This is a genomic window from Spirosoma panaciterrae DSM 21099, from assembly GCF_000374025.1.
GTDB lineage: Bacteria > Bacteroidota > Bacteroidia > Cytophagales > Spirosomataceae > Spirosoma > Spirosoma panaciterrae.
The window spans coordinates 38,204-55,980 of the sequence record NZ_KB893178.1 but is presented as its reverse complement, the minus strand read 5'-3'; the positions used below and the strand labels follow the sequence as shown (position 1 = coordinate 55,980).

Below are 17,777 nucleotides of genomic sequence, written 5' to 3'. Positions count from 1 at the left end.
GTAGAGGATGGCTATGTTCTCTTAGAAGCTGCCTAATCTTTTGAGATGTTTGTCATGCTGAGGAACGAAGCATCTTCGCCAGTATTTTAATTACCGAAGATGCTTCGTTCCTCAGCATGACAAAAAACAAGACCTCACCCTCAGCCCGAGCAGAGGTAAAAACCTACCAAACATCTATCGTCAACCACTAGTTAACGAATTACCCAACTAACCACCGCAATCCATGCTACCCGATGCCGACATAGTGATTATTGGTGGTGGTCTGGCCGGATTGACAGCCGGAATTCATCTTGCCCGGCATAATCTGCGAGTGACCTTATTTGAGAAACAGGCGTATCCACATCATAAGGTCTGTGGGGAGTACATCTCCAACGAAGTGCTACCCTATCTTCGGCAATTGGGCGTTTCGGTCGATGGATTAAATCCGGCCCGAATCCAACATTTTTCGCTCAGTACTGCGTCGGGTGATACCATTGAAAGTGATTTACCGCTGGGAGGATTTGCTGTAAGCCGATATACGCTGGATAATCATCTGGCGCAAACGGCCATCAAGGCTGGGGTAACGATTATTCAGGATGAGGTAAAGCGTGTTTTTTTCGAAGAAACTGCTAATGCATTTACCATCGAAACAGCCTCCGGTAAAACCTATCACTCAACCATTACACTGGGTGCTTATGGTAAACGATCTTTGCTGGATAAACAGTTGGATCGACCCTTTATCCGAACAGAATCGCCCTGGCTGGGGGTGAAAGCCCACTACAAAGCCGAATTCCCAGCCGGACTGGTATCGTTGCATAACTTTCATGGCGGGTATTGTGGCCTGTGTCAGGTCGAAAATGGTCTGGTCAACGCTTGCTATCTGGCTACCTACGACAGCTTTAAAACCTACAAAAACATCGATGCCTTCCAACAGCAGGTTCTTTCCCAAAATCCGCACCTGGCCCATTTCTTTTCAAACGCTGAGCTAGTATTTGAAAAGCCATTAGTAATCAGCCAGATTTCATTCGCCCCCAAGCAACCCGTTGATAGCCATATACTCATGTGTGGCGATACGGCCGGGCTGATTCACCCCTTATGCGGCAACGGCATGGCAATGGCTATTCATAGTGCAAAACTGGTATCGGAGCGGCTTATTGCCTATTTCAACGGACGACTAAACGACAGAGCGGCTCTGGAGAAAAGCTACACACTTGCCTGGCGCAGCGAGTTTACGAAACGACTAACTGCCGGACGGCTTCTCCAATCCGTTTTGCAACATCCACTGGCTACGTCGGTTATGCTAAAAAGTCTGCAACTGACGCCTGGTCTTTTACCTTTGATTATTAAACAAACCCATGGGAAGCCATTGGCTATTGAACAATGCCCTTAGATACCTCGCACCGTACAACTCAGGAAGAAGCACTGGACGATTTCGAGCTGGCTGGCGCTGATTTACGTGACGCACTGGATAAAATTGCGACCATTAATCGGTGGCTAGGTGGCAATAAAATCACCCTTGATGGCCTACAGGTCCTGCTTGAAAACACTACCCCAAATACACCAATAACCATCATTGATATTGGCTGTGGAAACGGGGATATGTGCCGCGCCATTGCCGACTTCGCCAGACACAAAACCTTGCCCGTCAAGATACTAGGCATCGACGCCAATCCCGACACCATTGCCCACGCGCAGCTCTGCTCTAGAAACTATCCGACCATTTCGTATTCCGTTCAGAATGTGTTCGATGCGAGCTTTGCCTCGCTCCAGTACGACATTGCCGTATGTACCCTGACGTTACATCATTTTTCGGATACCGATATTCTCTCATTAATGGCCTTATTGGCAAACAAAGCCCGGTTAGGCGTCGTTATTAATGATCTGCACCGGAGTGCGCTGGCCTATCGACTGTTCCAACTGATTTGCTTCGTTTTCCAGCTCAACGATCTATCAAGAGAAGATGGACTCATTTCCATTTTGCGAGGTTTCAAAAAAAGTGAGTTAGAACGATATTCCCGGCAACTCCAGCTAGCTAATTACCGTATTCGCTGGAAATGGGCTTTCCGCTATCAATGGATTATTAAAAACCTATGTCAGTAAAAATTACGTCAGTAGCGAAAGCCTTACCCGCCAATTGGCGGGATACCTCCGATATTTTACCCTTTCTGAATCAGTGGCTGGAAGGTCAGGATACGCGGTTTCAGCGGAAAGTCAAAAAGATCTTTGAAAACGCGGCTGTCGACCGACGGTATTCCATTATGGGGCCTACGGAGGTATTTACCAAAACCTCTTTTGAAGAAAAAAATGCCCTCTACGCCCGCGAATCCATCAAACTGGCCGAAACTGCCCTCACCAGTGCATTAGCCAAAACCGATTGGGCCATTACCGACATCGACTTTCTGATCACGGTAAGCTGCACAGGGATTATGATTCCTTCGCTCGATGCCTACCTGATCAACAGTATGCAGATGCGGCAGGATATTGTGCGGCTCCCCGTCACCGAAATGGGCTGTGTGGCTGGTATTTCGGGGATTATCTATGCGAAGAATTTTCTGAAAGCCAATCCAGGAAAGCGGGCGGCCTTACTGGCCGTTGAATCACCAACAGCCACCTTCCAACTGGACGATTATTCGATGGCCAACATCGTTAGTGCGGCTATTTTTGGCGATGGTGCGGCTTGTGTGCTCCTTTCGGCCAACGACAACGACTCAGGTCCTGAAATTCTGGCGGAGGAAATGTACCATTTCTACGACGCGACTCACCTGATGGGATTCGATCTGACCAATACAGGCCTACAAATGGTTCTCGACAAGTCGGTTACTGAAACCATTGCGGCCCACTTTTCAGATATTATTTTCCCATTTCTAGAAAAAAACAAACTGGCTATCGAACAAATCTCGCACCTGATTTTTCATCCGGGAGGCCGCAAAATTGTGGAAGTTGTACAGGAGCTTTTTGGGAAATTGGGCAAGAATATTGATGATACCCGAGAAGTCCTGCGCCTGTACGGCAACATGTCGAGCGCCACTGTACTTTACGTGCTGGAGCGATTTATGGAACGCCAGCCCGAAAAAGATTCGTATGGATTGATGCTCAGTTTTGGTCCGGGTTTTTCAGCGCAACGGGTTCTACTGCAATGGTAAAGGAATTTGCTGGGCTGAACTATTGGGCCGTTGTGCTGGGTGGCAGTTCAGGACTGGGGCTGGCTACGGCGCACAAACTGGCGCAGCACGGCATGAACCTCTGCATCGTACATCGTACCCGGAAAGCCGATCAGCCCGCCGTTGAAGCCGAGTTCACTCAAATGCAGACCAGTAGTGTTCTAGTCAAACACTACAATCTGGATGCAACGAATGCCGAAAAACGCAGTTTTGTTATGGCCGACTTAAAAGAGCTATTGGGTGATCGGGGCACCGTACGCACTTTGATCCATAGTCTTGCCAAAGGCAATCTAAAGCCGATGGTAGCCGAACATCAGCCGGTATTGCAGCATGACGATTTTCAGTTGACGATTGACGCGATGGCCATAAGCCTGTATGATTGGACAAAAGCACTGCTATCAGCCAATTTGTTTGCATCTGATGCCCGTGTGATTAGTTTTACGAGCGAAGGCAGCAGCAGAGCCTGGAAAAATTATGCGGCTGTTTCGGCTGCCAAAGCCGCGCTGGAAGCCATTTCCCGGAGCATTGCGCTGGAACTAGCCCCCAAAGGTATTCGGTCCAATTGCATCCTGGCAGGTGTTACGGATACGGCTTCTCTGCGTATGATTCCCGGCTCCGACGCCTTACTTGCTCATAGCCAGCAGCGAAATCCGTTTGCGCGGACGACCCAGGCAACCGACATCGCCAATGTTGCGTATCTATTGTGTAAAGATGAAGCCGCCTGGATCAATGGAACCGTCGTTCCAGTGACGGGTGGCGAACACCTTCAATAACTAGCCCTTGCAGCAGTTCGATCAAATCATCGCCCGATTACCCTACAGCAAACCGTTTCTGTTTGTTGACAAACTGCATGCCGTTGATGAAAACGGAGTGGAAGGCAGCTACACCTTTCCTGAAGATTCAGCGTTTTACAAGGGTCATTTTGCCAATAGGCCCGTAACGCCGGGAGTCATTCTGACCGAAGTGATGGCGCAGATCGGTGTTGTTTGTCTGGGCATCTTTTTAGCGACCGATGCACTGGACAACGACCTGGAAATAGCTCTTACCTCCACACAAGTCGATTTTTTCCGACCTGTTTTCCCAAGCGAAACCGTTCTTGTTCGATCCACAAAAGACTATTTCCGCTTTCATAAGTTAAAGTGTAAGGTCGAAATGCTGAACAGCAACGGCGAACTGGTTTGTCGGGGCACTATTGCCGGAATGATGAAATCAAAAAATCATGCGTAACCGAGTCGTTATTACTGGTTTGGGCGTTGTGGCTCCCAATGGGGTTGGCGTTCCCGAATTTCTGGAAGCTATACGGGCAGGGCGAAGCGGTATTGCGTTTCATCAGGAATTAGCCGATCTGAAATTCTCCTGTCAGATCGGGGGCATTCCACCGATCACCGAAGCACACAAGCATCAATATTTTAGCGAGTTACAACTCCACCAGCTCAACAGCAGCGGCATTATTTACGGGGTTATTGCGGGTATGGAAGCCTGGCAGAACGCTGGCCTTCCGGTGGCAGGCGCCGAACCCGACTGGGAAAGCGGAATCGTGTTTGGTACGGGTATTCTAGGGATCGATAAGATTCGGGAGGCCATTTACAAAGTCGATCAGGGACAGGTCAGGCGACTGGGTAGCACAGCCGTTGTGCAAACCATGACCAGTGGCGTCAGTGCGTACCTGGCTGGAATGCTGGGCTGCGGCAATCAGATCAGTGCCAACTCCTCGGCCTGTGCCACGGGTACCGAAGCACTCATGATGGCCTACGACCGTATTGCGTCGGGTCAGGCGAAACGGATGCTGGCGGGGAGTTGTAACGACCACGGACCTTACATCTGGGGAGGATTCGATGCCATGCGTGTACTCCCTTATCAATTTAATCAAACCCCCGAACAGGGGTCGCGCCCGATGAGTGCCACCGCCAGTGGGTTTGTTCCGGCCAGCGGAGCAGGGGCTCTGGTACTTGAATCATTGGAAAGCGCACTGGCCCGAAACGCAACCATTTACGCCGAGGTGCTGGGCGGCCATGTCAATTCGGGTGGTCAGCGGGGAGGAGGAACCATGACGGCTCCGAATCCAGTTGCTGTAAGTCGCTGTATTCAGATGGCGCTGGAACAGGCTCAGATTCTCCCCTCAGCGGTTGATGTCATCGACGGGCATTTAACGGCAACGAGTAAAGACCCTGCCGAAGTAAGCGCCTGGTGCGACGCGCTGGGCCGAAGGGGAGATGATTTTCCATATATCAACTCGCTGAAATCGATGGTGGGGCATTGCCTGAGTGCAGCTGGTAGTGTGGAGTGCGTAGCAGCGGTGTTAGAGCTAAATCATGGATTTATTTACCCGTCCATTAACACCGAAAACCCTCATCCTGAAATTACGTCGCTCATCAGTTCAGACAAAATACTGAAGCAGGCCATTCACAAGGACATTCAGGTAATTGCAAAAGCTAACTTTGGCTTTGGCGATGTGAATGCCTGTGTCATTTTAAAAAAATTCAATCACGGATAGAACGCAGATTGTTATGGAAACCAAAGACGAACTCATTACAACCCTCAAGACAATCGTCAAGCCCTACGTTCAGGATGAACAGGCTTTTCAGAACCTGACTGAAGACACCGATTTTATTAAAGACCTGAAAATCAACTCAGCCAATCTGGTCGATATTGCGCTGGATGTGGAAGAAGCCTATGATATTGAGATCGATAATGAGTCGATGGAGCGAATGCTGACGGTTGGCTCGGCCATTGACATTATCAGGCAGAAACTGGAAGCCAAATGATTGGCAACGATATTGTCGATCTAACCCGCGCCCGAACAGAAAGCAACTGGCAGCGGAAAGGCTATATACAAAAGATTTTTACCCTCCAGGAGCAACACCTTATCGATACGGCAACTAATCCCGAACAGATAGTCTGGATGCTCTGGAGCATGAAAGAAAGTGCCTACAAAGCTACTTTCCGTCAAACCAGACTACGCTGTTTCGCTCCCCAGAAAATTAGCTGTCAACTGACATCTATAACCGAAACCGAAGCCACAGGCAGCGTTTTTTATGGAATTACTTACCAGACAAAAACCCTACTCACTTCAAACTATATAACGAGTTTCGCTTTTGCCGTAGCCAATCCTTCTAATTTTTACCAGCACATTATCCCGCTCGAATGCACAGACCATTCGTATCAATCGGCTCAGGTCCGGCAAAAGCTACTTCAGTATTGTTCCAGAAAATTATCCACTCCCAACGCCACTATTTACCTAAGCCAACAGGACGATGGCGTTCCTGAATTGATCATTGCCCAACCATCAGGCCAGCCAACGGTTATTCCGGTTAGCCTGAGCCATCATGGCTACTATGGGGCTTTTGTCATTGACTGGCCTGCTAATGCGGTATAAATGATCGCATTCGTCGAACAAAACTGATAGCCATTATCTTTGCGATATGGCACTGATTAAATCTGTTCGGGGAAATACGCCCCAGTTTGGCGAAAACTGCTGGTTTGCCGACAATGCGACCATCGTGGGCGAGGTGGTTATGGGTCGCGACTGTACGGTCTGGTTCAACGCGGTAGTGCGGGGCGATGTCAATTCAATTACGATTGGCGACCGGACCAATATTCAGGATGGGGCTGTTATCCATTGTACCTACCAACGTTTCAAAACGACGATTGGCAATTATGTATCCATTGCCCATAATGCCATTGTACACGGCTGTACGCTGGAAGATAACGTATTGATCGGTATGGGCGCTATTGTAATGGACGGTGCAGTTGTTGGTGAGGGCAGTATTGTGGCGGCAGGTGCTATCGTTACGCAAAATACAATCATCCCGCCCGGCTCGATTTATGCAGGCAATCCGGCTCGTTTTCTGAAAGCCGTTTCGCCCGAGCAAGCCGAAATTTTCAAGCGGACAGCCAACAATTACGTCATGTACGCCCAATGGTTTAACGAGTAGTTATGGAAGACTTTCTGATCTACCTCCGCCTAGGATTCGATCACATTACCGACCCAAGTGGGTACGACCACATTCTTTTCGTTATTGCCCTGTGTGCCGTTTATACGATTCAGCAGTGGCGCCAGGTGCTGATCCTGGTTACGGCTTTTACCATTGGTCACTCTATTACGCTCGCTCTGGCTACCCTACAGCTCATTAAGTACAAAACTGAGCTGATTGAATTGCTGATCCCGATTACCATTCTGATCACCGCCATTACGAATTTCTTCTTTCGGGAATCCAAGCCGCGCGGTCCGGTCATTAGTCAATCGTCCGGTCAGATTGGGCGTTACGTACTGGCCTTATCCTTCGGACTCATTCATGGAATGGGCTTTTCCAACTACTTACGCAGCTTACTGGGTCGGGAGGCCAACATCGTCCAACCCTTGCTGGCCTTCAATATCGGCCTTGAACTTGGGCAACTGGTTATCGTCAGTCTTGTACTGGCGGTAGCGTACTTCCTGCTCGACATTGTCAAAAGCCGTCGATTGCGGTGGGTGCTCATTGTGTCGGGTATAGTGGCCGGTATGGCCCTGTCACTCATCATCAACAACGAGTATCTGCATGAGTTTATGCAGGGGAAATAAACCTGTTAGCGAACTTCTGTCAACCGAACCGACGATTGGCTCAACTGCGTATACAAGTATCGCGTGTACCGGGCACATTCGCTCCAAGGTAGGTGAACCCCATCGGTTGTTTGGTAAAAATCAGCCGGGAACTGGACATACGGGTATGCAGACTCCGGAAACGTTGATCCTACCAGTTTCCGAACCCGTCCCGACAGAATGGTATTCCGCACTCTTGGATCGGTCGGCATTTCGAAGAAAATCACCTGTGTTCCAGACGCCTGCAAGCTTTTGATATAGGCAGCCGACACATCGATCTTCGCCTGCATTTCGTTCTCCGGCGGAATCCGGTTCATGTCAATCAGCCGGGCCTGGATCAATTTGGATACGAATGAGGTATCGATTGTTTCTGTTTCGACCGTCGATCGCTTTTCAGCACTCCAGTCACGAATCAACGCTTTTACAACCCCTACCGGCTGATACTTCAACCGGGTCAGCGGCATGTATTTCCGAATAACACTCAGGGCAGGTTTGGTTAAAGCCTCCGAAAAAGCCGTATCGGGCAAACGGTCCATACTATTGGTTTCAATCAGGACCAATCGTGGCCGATGCTTTGCCCGAACGATCAGGCCAAGGCCATCGGCCGACGACAGCCCTTCAAGCGCCAGATTGTAGTAATGACCGGGCAGACTATCGAACAGCAGTCGGTTACTCATCGACGACCCCACCACAATGGTATCGGCCTTCTGGCCATTTTCGTAAAGGAACTCCTCGGCCTTGACGATATTATTCTGCTGGACGGTCAGGCCCGTGCGATGGATCTGTCCCTGAAAGGCATAAATAAACAGACTGTAAAGCAGTAGAAGAAGTAATGTTGTGAGAACGGCCTTCCGAACCATTAGAATTGAAAATAAATAAACACACCTTCCGACCCCGCATTCGTAATCACCAGGAAAAGCATAAGCCCATACCCCACGAACTCCCAGGCAACAGGCCTATAGAGAGCCGCTTGCTCCCGCAACACATAATGCATATGGTATACAATGACGGGCAGAGAATACAGAGCGATCAAACTCAACGCCCGCATATCGTGGGGCTTGTGAACATTATTCACCAGTGCCTGGCAATAAGCGATTACGTGGTTAAAATCTGGCAGTTTAAAGAGTAGCCACAATAGGGTCACATAGCCAAATACCACTATTCCACGACCGATCTGTGCCATAGATCCCGGCCTGGAGGCCAATCGATGATCAACAAACCGCTCAACTGCCAGCGCCAGCCCATGTGCAAATCCCCAGACCGCATAACTCCAGGCCGCCCCATGCCAAAGTCCGCCCAATACCATGGTCAGCATCAGATTCAGATAGGTTCGAAAAGCCCCATGCCGATTTCCCCCTAAGGGTATATACAGATATTCACGCAGAAAACTCGACAGGGAAATGTGCCAGCGTCGCCAAAAGTCGGAAAACGAAGTGGCTATATAAGGGAAATTGAAGTTGATTGGGAAATCATACCCAAACAATCCGGCCAGCCCAATGGCAATCAGTGAATAACCAGCAAAATCAGCAAAGATTTGCATTGAATATCCGAAGAGTAAGCCAACCAGTGTGAGCGATGAATAGCCCTCGAAATACGGATAGACGATGAGGGCGGTATAATCTTTCAGGTTATCGGCAACTACCGTTTTTAAAAAGTATCCGACAACCAAGGCTCGAAAGCACGCATCCCATTTAATGTCGGAAAGATATTTACGGCTGATTTGAGGAAGAAAAAAGTGTGCCTTTACAATCGGCCCGGAAACAAGCTGAGGAAAAAACGCCTTGAAAAAAAAGACGTTTTGTGCATGCTTTACCCAATTCCGAACAATCAATGACCGAAACGTAGGTACATCCCGGTATCGGTACGTATCAACTACGAGGCTTATACCCTGAAAGGTAAAAAACGAAATACCTACGGGTAATGGTAAGGCTACCAGCGTTTGAGCCAATGATGTATCGGCAGGTAAAAACGTGCGACTTAGTAATGGTCCGTATTTGAAAAAGCAGAGAATACTCAGGTTGGCTACTACACCCCAAATGGCATGAAATCGGCGTAAATCAGCCCGTCCATATATGACGCAATAGCTCGATACGATGTTGATACTTACCGAAAGCAGCAGCAGCCAGAGTAGATTCGCCTGATTGACCGAATAAAATACCAAACTGGCCAGTATAAGAATCAGTACCTGCCACCGATTCAGTAGCGGTAAATAATAGAGAACAAAGGTGATAACTACCAGAACAAAAAAATCAAAGCTGGTAAAAAGCATCTTTTAAGCAGGTACAGTCAAAGAGGTTACCTGCAATTTAACATATATCAAGGTTAAGAAACAACCCTTTGACGAATCTTGCTAAGTATTAATACGATGTTTTATGCCTCTCAACTGCCATTAAAATAGGAGAAGTTCCTGTGCTACATTGGCTCCTTGATAGCCAAGTGTTAGTTTTTTCTTAATTTTACCACTGCTATCAACAACTAAAAATAAACGGATGCAAAAGATAATTTTGCTGATTTCGGCTTTAGCGATTTCGGCCGGATTTGCCTGGGCCCAACCGACGGCCCCAAGCACCCAGCATGCTAACAACCGCTTTGAGCAACTCGGCCCATTACTGCCCACTCCAAATACATTTCGCACAGCCTCTGGTGCTCCTGGAAAAGACTATTTCCAGAACCGCGCTGATTACGACATCAAAGCGACCCTTGACGACGCTGCTCAGAAGATAACCGGCTCCGAAACCATTACTTACCACAACAATTCGAGCGATGTTCTGCCCTACCTGTGGCTACAGCTCGATCAGAACCTGTTTCGGCCCGACGCCATTGGCAATTCCTCGCGGACAAACAGCATTAATTCGGACCGGGGTATGTCGTTCCAGCAGCTTAACCAGGGGGGCGATTTAGCTACGAAAGACTACGGCCATAAGATCACCTCGGTGCGTGATGCGGCAGGCAAACCGCTTCGGTATACCATCAACCAGACGATGATGCGGATTGACCTGTCCCAGCCGGTTGCTCCCGGCAAATCGGTAAGCTTTTCCATCGACTGGAATTTTAAAATTGTGGACGTCAAGGCTGTCGGTGCCCGTTCGGGCTATGAGTTTTTCCCAGCCGATGGCAACTACATTTACGAAATTGCTCAGTGGTTCCCTCGCCTTTGCGCCTACAGCGACGTAACTGGCTGGCAGAACAAGCAGTTTCTGGGAACAGGGGAATTCACGCTGATCTTCGGCAATTATAAAGTGGCCCTGACCGTACCAAACGACCATATTGTTGGCGCTACCGGCGAACTCCAGAATCCGACGCAGGTATTGACCGCTACGCAGCAAAAGCGCTGGAACGAAGCCAAGGGCAAAGGCGATAAACCAGGAGAGAACCCGGTACTCATTGTTACGCAGGCCGAAGCTCAGGCTGCTGAAAAAGGCAAACCAACGGGTAATAAAACCTGGATTTACAAAGCCGATAATGTGCGTGACTTTTCGTTTGCCAGCAGCCGCAAGTTCATCTGGGACGCTTTGCAACCCAACGTAGAAGGCAAACGGGTGTGGGCCATGTCGCTTTATCCGAAAGAAGCTAACCCGCTCTGGGGACAGTATTCGACCCGGCTTGTGGCTCATACGTTGCGTTCGTATTCGAGCCGGACAATTGCCTATCCGTATCCGGTAGCGTACTCGGTTCACGGTCCGGTTGGCGGTATGGAATATCCGATGATTAGCTTCAACGGAGCCCGGCCGCTCGAGGATGGTACGTATTCGGAAGGCACCAAAAACTTCCTGATCTCGGTGGTTATTCACGAAGTAGGCCATAACTTTTTCCCGATGATCGTGAACTCCGACGAACGGCAATGGTCGTGGATGGACGAAGGATTGAACAGCTTTCTGGAAGGGCTGGCCTGCCTCGAATGGGACGCCAACTTCCCGGCGCATGGCATTGATCCACAGTACATTGTACCCTACATGCAGCTCGATTCGACCCAGCAGGTGCCCATTATGAGTAGCTCGGACAACATTTCCCGGAATACGTTCGGGCCAAATGCCTATACGAAGCCCGCTACGGGTCTGAATATCCTGCGTGAAACGGTAATGGGTCGTGAACTGTTCGATTACGCCTTCAAGGAGTACGCACGTCGTTGGGCGTTCAAAAGCCCTGAACCGGCCGACTTTTTCCGGACGCTGGAAGATGCATCGGGCGTTGATCTGGACTGGTTCTGGAAAGGCTGGTTCTATGGAGTACAACCAGTCGATCAATCGTTAGTAAAAGTCGACTGGTTCCAGGCCGACTCTCAAAATCCGGAAATTTCTAAAACCGAAGCGCGCAAGGAAGCCCAGCGCAAACTCAATACGATCAGCAAACAACGGGACGCACTCAGCAAAGACCAGACAGTTGTATCACAGGACAGCACCATGCGTGACTTCTACAACCGATACGACCCCTACGCTGTAACCGATCAGGACCGGAAAAAGTACCAGGACTATCTGGCTACGCTGACGGCCGAAGAACGTTTATTGGCCGAAGCAGGTACAAACTTCTACACCCTGTCGCTACAGAACAAAGGAGGGCTACCGATGCCCGTGATTGTACGAATGGAGTTTGAAGACGGCACCGATTCGGTAGCTCGCTTTCCAGCCGAAATCTGGCGCTTCAACGATGTGTCGGTCAAAAAAGTCATTGCGACCAGTAAAAAGGTAAAGCAATGGACACTCGATCCATTCTACGAAATTGCGGATATTAACACAGAAGACAATTCATTCCCCCGGGTAGCCCGGCCCACCCGCTTCCAGCTCTTCAAGCAACGGCAAGGGCCAGGAGCAGCCGCCGGACAGAATCCAATGCAACAACAGCGTCAGTCATCTCCTGCCCGGCAAGGCAGTGGCCGAAATTAATCATCTCTATTAACCTAAGCATCCTATGAAAAAAGTAATGGTAGCAGTCGGGTTCACCCTTTGGTCGGCCACACTGTTTGCCCAGGCTCCGGCTCCATCAACACAAAACGCCAACAATCGTTTTGAGCAACTTGGGCCCATGTTGCCTACGCCCAACACGTTCCGTACGGCCGCAGGTGCCCCCGGCAAGGACTATTTTCAGAACCGCGCCGATTACGACATCAAGGTCGAACTTGACGATGCTAACCAGAAAATTATTGGTTCAGAAACGGTTACTTATCACAACAATTCGACCGACGAACTACCTTTCATCTGGTTGCAACTCGATCAAAACTTATTTGCCAAAGGATCAACGGGCAGCATAACCCGTACAGGTGGCGTCAGCGAAAGTGGTATGAGTTTTACCCAGTTGCAGAACCTTACTTCGGTTCGTGAGCGCAGTCAGCAGCAGGCTAGCGACAAGTACGGCTATAAAATCACGGCGGTTAAAGATGCGAAGACAGGTACTAATCTGAAATACACCATCAACCAAACGATGATGCGGATCGATCTGCCTACGGCTCTGAAACCCGGAGGCACCTATTCGTTCAACGTCGACTGGAACTACTTCGTTACCGAATATTACGGTCGGAGCGGCATGGAGTTTTTTCCGAAAGATGGCAACTATAACTATTTCATCGCCCACTGGTTCCCCCGCCTTTGCTCCTACAGCGATGTGACGGGTTGGCAAAACAAGCAGTTTCTGGGTCAGGGCGAGTTTACACTCATCTTTGGAAACTATAAGGTAGCCATCACCGCTCCCAGCGACCATGTGATTGGGGCTACGGGGGAGTGCCAGAACTACAAGCAGGTCCTGAGTGCAACCCAGCAAAAACGCCTGGCGCAGGCGGCCACGTCAAAAACACCAGTTGTTATCGTAACCCAGGCCGAAGCCGAAGCGGCTGAAAAAGCCAAGCCGGGCGATACAAAAGCGAAAAAGACCTGGGTGTTTGCCGCGCAGAATGTGCGTGACTTTGCCTTTGCCAGCAGTCGTAAATTTATCTGGGATGCCATGCAAACGGATGTTTATGGCGACGGTCACAAAATCTGGAGTATGTCATTTTACTCGAAAGAGGGCAATCCGCTCTGGGGCCAGTATTCAACCCGAGTTGTTGAGCACACCCTCAAATCATATGGTAACCGAACCATCAAATATCCGTATCCGGTAGCTATCTCGTGTCATGCTACAGCCGGTGGCGGTATGGAGTACCCAATGATTTCGTTCAATGGCGGCCGTCCCGAACCCGATGGTACTTACTCGGCACAAACCAAAGCGGGCATGATCGGGGTAATTATCCATGAAGTGGGGCACAATTTCTTTCCAATGATCGTCAACTCCGACGAACGGCAGTGGACTTGGATGGACGAAGGCTTAAACACCTTCTGCCAGTATCTGGCTGAAAAAGAATGGGATTATGATTTCCCAAGCCGTCGGGGTGAGCCGCAATATATTACCGATTATATGAAATCAGATAAGTCGGTACTGTCGCCCATCATGACCTCGTCGGATAACGTAATCAGCCTGGGACCCAATGCGTATGCCAAACCTGCCACCGCCCTCAACATCCTGCGCGAAACAGTGATGGGCCGCGAACTGTTCGACTACGCCTTCAAAGAGTACGCACGTCGTTGGGCGTTCAAAACACCCGAGCCTGCCGACTTTTTCCGGACGCTGGAAGATGCGTCGGGCGTCGATCTGGACTGGTTCTGGAAAGGCTGGTTCTATGGCGTTGAACCCGTTGACCAGGACCTGGTTGAAGTCGATTGGTTTCAGGTTGATTCGGGCGATCCGGTAGCGACCAAAGCAGCCGCTAAAGAAGAGGCCATGCGTCGGGCGGGCACCATCAGCAAACAGCGGGATGCCGCTACGAAAGCTGAAACCGTGGTGGCGAAGGATTCGACGATGAAAGATTTTTACAATAGCTACGATCCGTATGCCGTAACGGAAAACGACAAGAAGAAGTATCAGGATTACCTGGCTACGCTTAGTGAATCGGAACGGGCTACACTCGAAAAAAGCGCGGGTACAAACTACTATACCTTATCGCTGAAGAACAAAGGTGGTTTGCCAATGCCCGTTATCATTCGGATGGAGTTTGAGGATGGCACCGATTCAGTAGCCCGATTCCCGGCCGAAATCTGGCGTTTTAACGATGTGTCGGTCAAAAAAGTCATTGCGACCAATAAAAAGGTGAAGCAATGGACACTCGATCCATTCCAGGAAATTGCGGATATTGACACTGAGAACAACTCGTTCCCAAGGGTATCGCAGCCCACGCGTTTTCAGTTGTTCAAGCAACGCGGCTTTGGTCCACAGGGCCCTAACCCTATGCAACAACAGAAGCAGACCACTCCGCCCCCAGCCCGACAAGGCACTGGCAGGAACTAAATAAATCGAGTTGGATGAACAAAGAAGTATAGAAAATATAAAAATCTCCTGTACCTCCTTGTTCATCCAACTCAATTCACTATTTTTGCGCTCCAATCGGGATGTAGCGCAGTCCGGTAGCGTGCTTGCATGGGGTGCAAGAGGTCGTGGGTTCGAATCCCGCCTTCCCGACGTTGAAACAAAGCCACTTACAAATATTGTGAGTGGCTTTTTTATTTCTAGGTACAACGTTTGATATAACAATTATCTGCTTATCGCAAAAATAGATTTAGTTCTTACCCCTTGTTTTACTCACAAGCTACCCTCATCATTATCTCAAAATTGATTTAGCCCAATAAAAGCGCATCTCTATCCCAAAGAGGTTGAAAGACTATTCAGGTTGGTAGTAGGTGGAAAACCCATTGCCGGAAATAACCAGAAGGATATTATCGCCCGGTATGCTAGAGAGAGTCCAGACTGGTGATTTTAGCATACTATAGTTTTATTTAGTCTTCATATAAAACCTTCCCGACTTGAACCCCTTGTGCATTTTGTAGCTTAACAAAGTATGAGCCTATGGCAACTTTACTAAAGTCAATGCTTTCTATTTGATCTTCTCCCGTACCGATCACGCGTTGCTGGTATATTTGAATCCCTGACAGGCTACTTACGGATAAAGTTGCTTCTTCCTGTTTAGCCAATTTGAAGTGGATCTGAGTTACTCCTTTTGTAGGGTTAGGAGCAATAACCATCTGATTCAATCCTTTAGGAGGGTTTTCAACAGTTGAGTTCAACTGAAAATTTTTTACGAAATCCCACAAGACCTGCGCTGTGTTGAATTGAGAACTCCAGGCATGAGTAGCATCTTTAGTTACAAGTAAAATAACTTTTTTTCCCGTACCGCAAAAGGTTAAAGAATCCACAAACTCACTAAGGACAGTAGTGGTGTAAGTACCTGTGCTGTTACCATTTAGCCTCCCAAATGTTGACAAAGGCCAAACGTCGGTCGCCGGCTTTGGATAAGATGGAATGGGTAATGGAGCAGCTAAATCCCCAGCGCTATGAACATGTAGAATAGGCGTCTTGATATACTTGCTACCCGTAAAATAGTCATTTAAGTACTTTTTATTTCCCCATAAACCGGATGCAACCGGAACAAAAGCTGCAATTTTATGAGCTAGGGCTACACTAGCGTAGTAGCACATAACACCACCACTTGAGTGGCCAGTTGCATATACTCGATTATGATTTATATGGTATGTCTTTATAAAATAGTCGATTAAATCAGCGGTAAATAGTATATCATCTGGGGCATCAGGAGCAACTGGATTAGGCCCATCCAGGTCATCTGGTGATCCGAAACCAGGAACATCATCAGCGTAATAATTAAAATGAGCTACTTGGTCTATTATAACTGCGTCTGGATAGACAGCAATGAAGTTTTGGCTATCTGCAACGGCATCCAGACCTGAATACATTTGAAATGAAGCCCCTGATCCCACTGCGTAATTGCCATGGTAGCCAATAAGAAGAGGTAAGCCTTCTTCAGGCTGATTCGTTGGCAAATGATAGGAAAAAGTACGTGTTCGTCCACCTGAAATTAATTGTCCTGTACGATTAACCGAATTCTGGGTCCAGGCTATATGAGAAACGATTAAGCTTATTATGAATGCTGTGATTCCAATAGCTTTGGCCATAACATTCGGTGATTTAAGTTAAATGCAATTGCAAATCGGCAGCAATTGTATATTAAGTTAGACAATTGCTTGACTTATGAAGCAAATCGATTACATAGGGACCTTAAAAGTAATCTGTATTCGTTAACAAGTAAAGCTAGCCGTGAAGAGTTTACTGAAAAGCCCTTAAACATCGGCAGGAGCCCCTTGATTAGATTAGTTTGATAATGAAAAGTTATAGTCGGTTATAACTTCTGAACCTACCAACAATTGGCTTTAACACAATGAAACACCCTTGAATCTTACCCTTTTGATGTTTTTGAGTAGCTTTACCAATGTCAAAAACATGACTGGAGGTATGTCTGTCTGGGCCGAATCCGTGGGTAATTCGGCGATGGGTCAATCTCTACTGATAAAGTAGTTATAGTACCCATAAAATCACGGCATTCTCCGATAGTGAGTCGTAGTAAAAGTTAAGGCAAGAACTCTACAAACAGCTTCGTATGGAACATTACTATACAGGCCTTTTTAATTATATCGAGCAGATCATCGTATTGCCCGAGACAGACAAAGCATCTATTCGTGAATCCTTTAAACCCATTTTCGTCCCCAAAGACACGATCATTGAGCCAGCGGGACAAATACCTCACTATCATAATTTTATCGTGTCGGGTTATATGAGGAACTTCCACCTCGACAAAGACGGTATCGAAATAACAACAGATCTAAACGAAGGGCCACGTTTTTTTACGTCGTATTCCCATTTCATGAATCGTACGGTTTCCAACGAAAGTCTACACTGTATAACAGATTGTGAGCTTCTTAGAATTAATAGAGATGAGGTATCGATACGAGCCGAATATAGCCAGACTCAAAAAGATTACACAATTCAGATACTACAGAGACACCTGGAAGAAGAAAAAAGGCGGCTTTACGACCTAGCCCACCTGACAGCCGAAGAGCGCTATACGAAATTTCTGCGGCAAAAACCCACCCTTGTTCAGCATGTACCCCTGCGTTATATTGCTTCCTATCTAGGCATCACACAACGACATTTGAGCAGGTTAAGGAGCCAATAGGGCCTTTACACTCAAA

16 protein-coding genes and 1 tRNA gene are annotated in these 17,777 nt (G+C 48.3%); 14 read left to right on the top strand and 3 right to left on the bottom strand.

Features of this window, described 5'->3' with window-relative positions:
• The first annotated feature begins 223 nt into the window (after positions 1–223).
• From B153_RS0109695 to B153_RS0109650, 10 genes are read left to right on the top strand one after another with little or no spacing between them, the layout of a single operon-like run.
• Positions 224–1,369, top strand: coding sequence for an NAD(P)/FAD-dependent oxidoreductase (locus B153_RS0109695; protein ID WP_020596501.1), 1,146 nt, complete (start codon positions 224–226; stop codon positions 1,367–1,369).
• Complete coding sequence (locus tag B153_RS0109690) at positions 1,360–2,079, top strand: methyltransferase (protein WP_020596500.1); 720 nt, start codon at positions 1,360–1,362, stop codon at positions 2,077–2,079. Before B153_RS0109695 ends, B153_RS0109690 begins: the two co-directional genes overlap by 10 nt.
• Positions 2,070–3,122 carry a type III polyketide synthase gene (locus tag B153_RS0109685; RefSeq protein ID WP_020596499.1) on the top strand — a complete coding sequence of 351 codons (1,053 nt, stop codon included), beginning with the start codon at positions 2,070–2,072 and terminating at the stop codon, positions 3,120–3,122. Before B153_RS0109690 ends, B153_RS0109685 begins: the two co-directional genes overlap by 10 nt.
• A complete protein-coding gene (locus tag B153_RS0109680) occupies positions 3,116–3,913 on the top strand; it encodes an SDR family oxidoreductase (protein ID WP_020596498.1) in 798 nt (265 codons plus the stop codon). Before B153_RS0109685 ends, B153_RS0109680 begins: the two co-directional genes overlap by 7 nt.
• A gap of 7 nt (positions 3,914–3,920) precedes the next feature.
• Complete coding sequence (locus B153_RS0109675) at positions 3,921–4,367, top strand: 3-hydroxyacyl-ACP dehydratase FabZ family protein (protein ID WP_020596497.1); 447 nt, start codon at positions 3,921–3,923, stop codon at positions 4,365–4,367.
• Complete coding sequence (locus B153_RS0109670; protein ID WP_020596496.1) at positions 4,360–5,634, top strand: beta-ketoacyl-[acyl-carrier-protein] synthase family protein; 1,275 nt, start codon at positions 4,360–4,362, stop codon at positions 5,632–5,634. Before B153_RS0109675 ends, B153_RS0109670 begins: the two co-directional genes overlap by 8 nt.
• Before the next feature lie 13 nt (positions 5,635–5,647).
• Positions 5,648–5,905: an acyl carrier protein gene (locus B153_RS0109665; RefSeq protein ID WP_020596495.1), complete on the top strand. Its 258-nt coding sequence runs from the start codon at positions 5,648–5,650 to the stop codon at positions 5,903–5,905.
• The gene (locus B153_RS0109660; protein WP_020596494.1) at positions 5,902–6,516 is read left to right on the top strand and encodes a 4'-phosphopantetheinyl transferase family protein; all 615 of its coding nucleotides are present in this window, start codon (positions 5,902–5,904) and stop codon (positions 6,514–6,516) included. The genes B153_RS0109665 and B153_RS0109660 overlap by 4 nt, the downstream gene beginning before the upstream one ends.
• 46 nt (positions 6,517–6,562) lie before the next feature.
• A complete protein-coding gene (locus B153_RS0109655) occupies positions 6,563–7,075 on the top strand; it encodes a gamma carbonic anhydrase family protein (protein WP_020596493.1) in 513 nt (170 codons plus the stop codon).
• Between the two features lie 2 nt (positions 7,076–7,077).
• Positions 7,078–7,701, top strand: a complete 624-nt coding sequence (locus B153_RS0109650; RefSeq protein ID WP_020596492.1) for a HupE/UreJ family protein — start codon at positions 7,078–7,080, stop codon at positions 7,699–7,701.
• A gap of 5 nt (positions 7,702–7,706) precedes the next feature.
• Here the strand turns inward: B153_RS0109650 and B153_RS0109645 are convergent, their stop codons facing one another.
• Both B153_RS0109645 and B153_RS0109640 read right to left on the bottom strand, forming a co-directional pair.
• Positions 7,707–8,579 carry a hypothetical protein gene (locus B153_RS0109645; RefSeq protein ID WP_020596491.1) on the bottom strand — a complete coding sequence of 291 codons (873 nt, stop codon included), beginning with the start codon at positions 8,577–8,579 and terminating at the stop codon, positions 7,707–7,709.
• The gene (locus B153_RS0109640; protein WP_020596490.1) at positions 8,579–9,988 is read right to left on the bottom strand and encodes an MBOAT family O-acyltransferase; all 1,410 of its coding nucleotides are present in this window, start codon (positions 9,986–9,988) and stop codon (positions 8,579–8,581) included. Before B153_RS0109640 ends, B153_RS0109645 begins: the two co-directional genes overlap by 1 nt.
• Positions 9,989–10,208: 220 nt before the next feature.
• Here B153_RS0109640 and B153_RS0109635 point away from each other — a divergent pair, with 220 nt between their 5' ends.
• The 3 genes from B153_RS0109635 (at position 10,209) to B153_RS0109625 (ending at position 15,198) form a co-directional block, all read left to right on the top strand.
• A complete protein-coding gene (locus B153_RS0109635) occupies positions 10,209–12,599 on the top strand; it encodes a M1 family metallopeptidase (RefSeq protein WP_020596489.1) in 2,391 nt (796 codons plus the stop codon).
• A gap of 25 nt (positions 12,600–12,624) precedes the next feature.
• Complete coding sequence (locus B153_RS0109630) at positions 12,625–15,027, top strand: M1 family metallopeptidase (RefSeq protein ID WP_020596488.1); 2,403 nt, start codon at positions 12,625–12,627, stop codon at positions 15,025–15,027.
• A 97-nt stretch (positions 15,028–15,124) separates the two neighbouring features.
• Positions 15,125–15,198, top strand: a tRNA-Pro gene (locus B153_RS0109625).
• Between the two features lie 314 nt (positions 15,199–15,512).
• On the opposite strand, the gene B153_RS0109620 is transcribed toward B153_RS0109625, so the two are convergent.
• Positions 15,513–16,703: a T9SS type A sorting domain-containing protein gene (locus B153_RS0109620; protein WP_020596487.1), complete on the bottom strand. Its 1,191-nt coding sequence runs from the start codon at positions 16,701–16,703 to the stop codon at positions 15,513–15,515.
• A gap of 482 nt (positions 16,704–17,185) precedes the next feature.
• On the opposite strand from B153_RS0109620, the gene B153_RS0109615 reads away from it, so the two are divergent.
• Positions 17,186–17,761, top strand: coding sequence for a Crp/Fnr family transcriptional regulator (locus B153_RS0109615; protein WP_020596486.1), 576 nt, complete (start codon positions 17,186–17,188; stop codon positions 17,759–17,761).
• Positions 17,762–17,777: the final 16 nt, after the last annotated feature.

Bases quoted from the DNA above. Each gene is read 5' to 3' on its own strand.
- B153_RS0109695 (WP_020596501.1), top strand. From the start codon at position 224: ATGCTACCCGATGCCGACATAGTGATTATTGGTGGTGGTCTGGCCGGA.
- B153_RS0109690 (WP_020596500.1), top strand. From the start codon at position 1,360: ATGCCCTTAGATACCTCGCACCGTACAACTCAGGAAGAAGCACTGGAC.
- B153_RS0109685 (WP_020596499.1), top strand. From the start codon at position 2,070: ATGTCAGTAAAAATTACGTCAGTAGCGAAAGCCTTACCCGCCAATTGG.
- B153_RS0109680 (WP_020596498.1), top strand. From the start codon at position 3,116: ATGGTAAAGGAATTTGCTGGGCTGAACTATTGGGCCGTTGTGCTGGGT.
- B153_RS0109670 (WP_020596496.1), top strand. From the start codon at position 4,360: ATGCGTAACCGAGTCGTTATTACTGGTTTGGGCGTTGTGGCTCCCAAT.
- B153_RS0109665 (WP_020596495.1), top strand. From the start codon at position 5,648: ATGGAAACCAAAGACGAACTCATTACAACCCTCAAGACAATCGTCAAG.
- B153_RS0109660 (WP_020596494.1), top strand. From the start codon at position 5,902: ATGATTGGCAACGATATTGTCGATCTAACCCGCGCCCGAACAGAAAGC.
- B153_RS0109655 (WP_020596493.1), top strand. From the start codon at position 6,563: ATGGCACTGATTAAATCTGTTCGGGGAAATACGCCCCAGTTTGGCGAA.
- B153_RS0109650 (WP_020596492.1), top strand. From the start codon at position 7,078: ATGGAAGACTTTCTGATCTACCTCCGCCTAGGATTCGATCACATTACC.
- B153_RS0109645 (WP_020596491.1), bottom strand. From the start codon at position 8,579: ATGGTTCGGAAGGCCGTTCTCACAACATTACTTCTTCTACTGCTTTAC.
- B153_RS0109640 (WP_020596490.1), bottom strand. From the start codon at position 9,988: ATGCTTTTTACCAGCTTTGATTTTTTTGTTCTGGTAGTTATCACCTTT.
- B153_RS0109635 (WP_020596489.1), top strand. From the start codon at position 10,209: ATGCAAAAGATAATTTTGCTGATTTCGGCTTTAGCGATTTCGGCCGGA.
- B153_RS0109630 (WP_020596488.1), top strand. From the start codon at position 12,625: ATGAAAAAAGTAATGGTAGCAGTCGGGTTCACCCTTTGGTCGGCCACA.
- B153_RS0109620 (WP_020596487.1), bottom strand. From the start codon at position 16,703: ATGGCCAAAGCTATTGGAATCACAGCATTCATAATAAGCTTAATCGTT.
- B153_RS0109615 (WP_020596486.1), top strand. From the start codon at position 17,186: ATGGAACATTACTATACAGGCCTTTTTAATTATATCGAGCAGATCATC.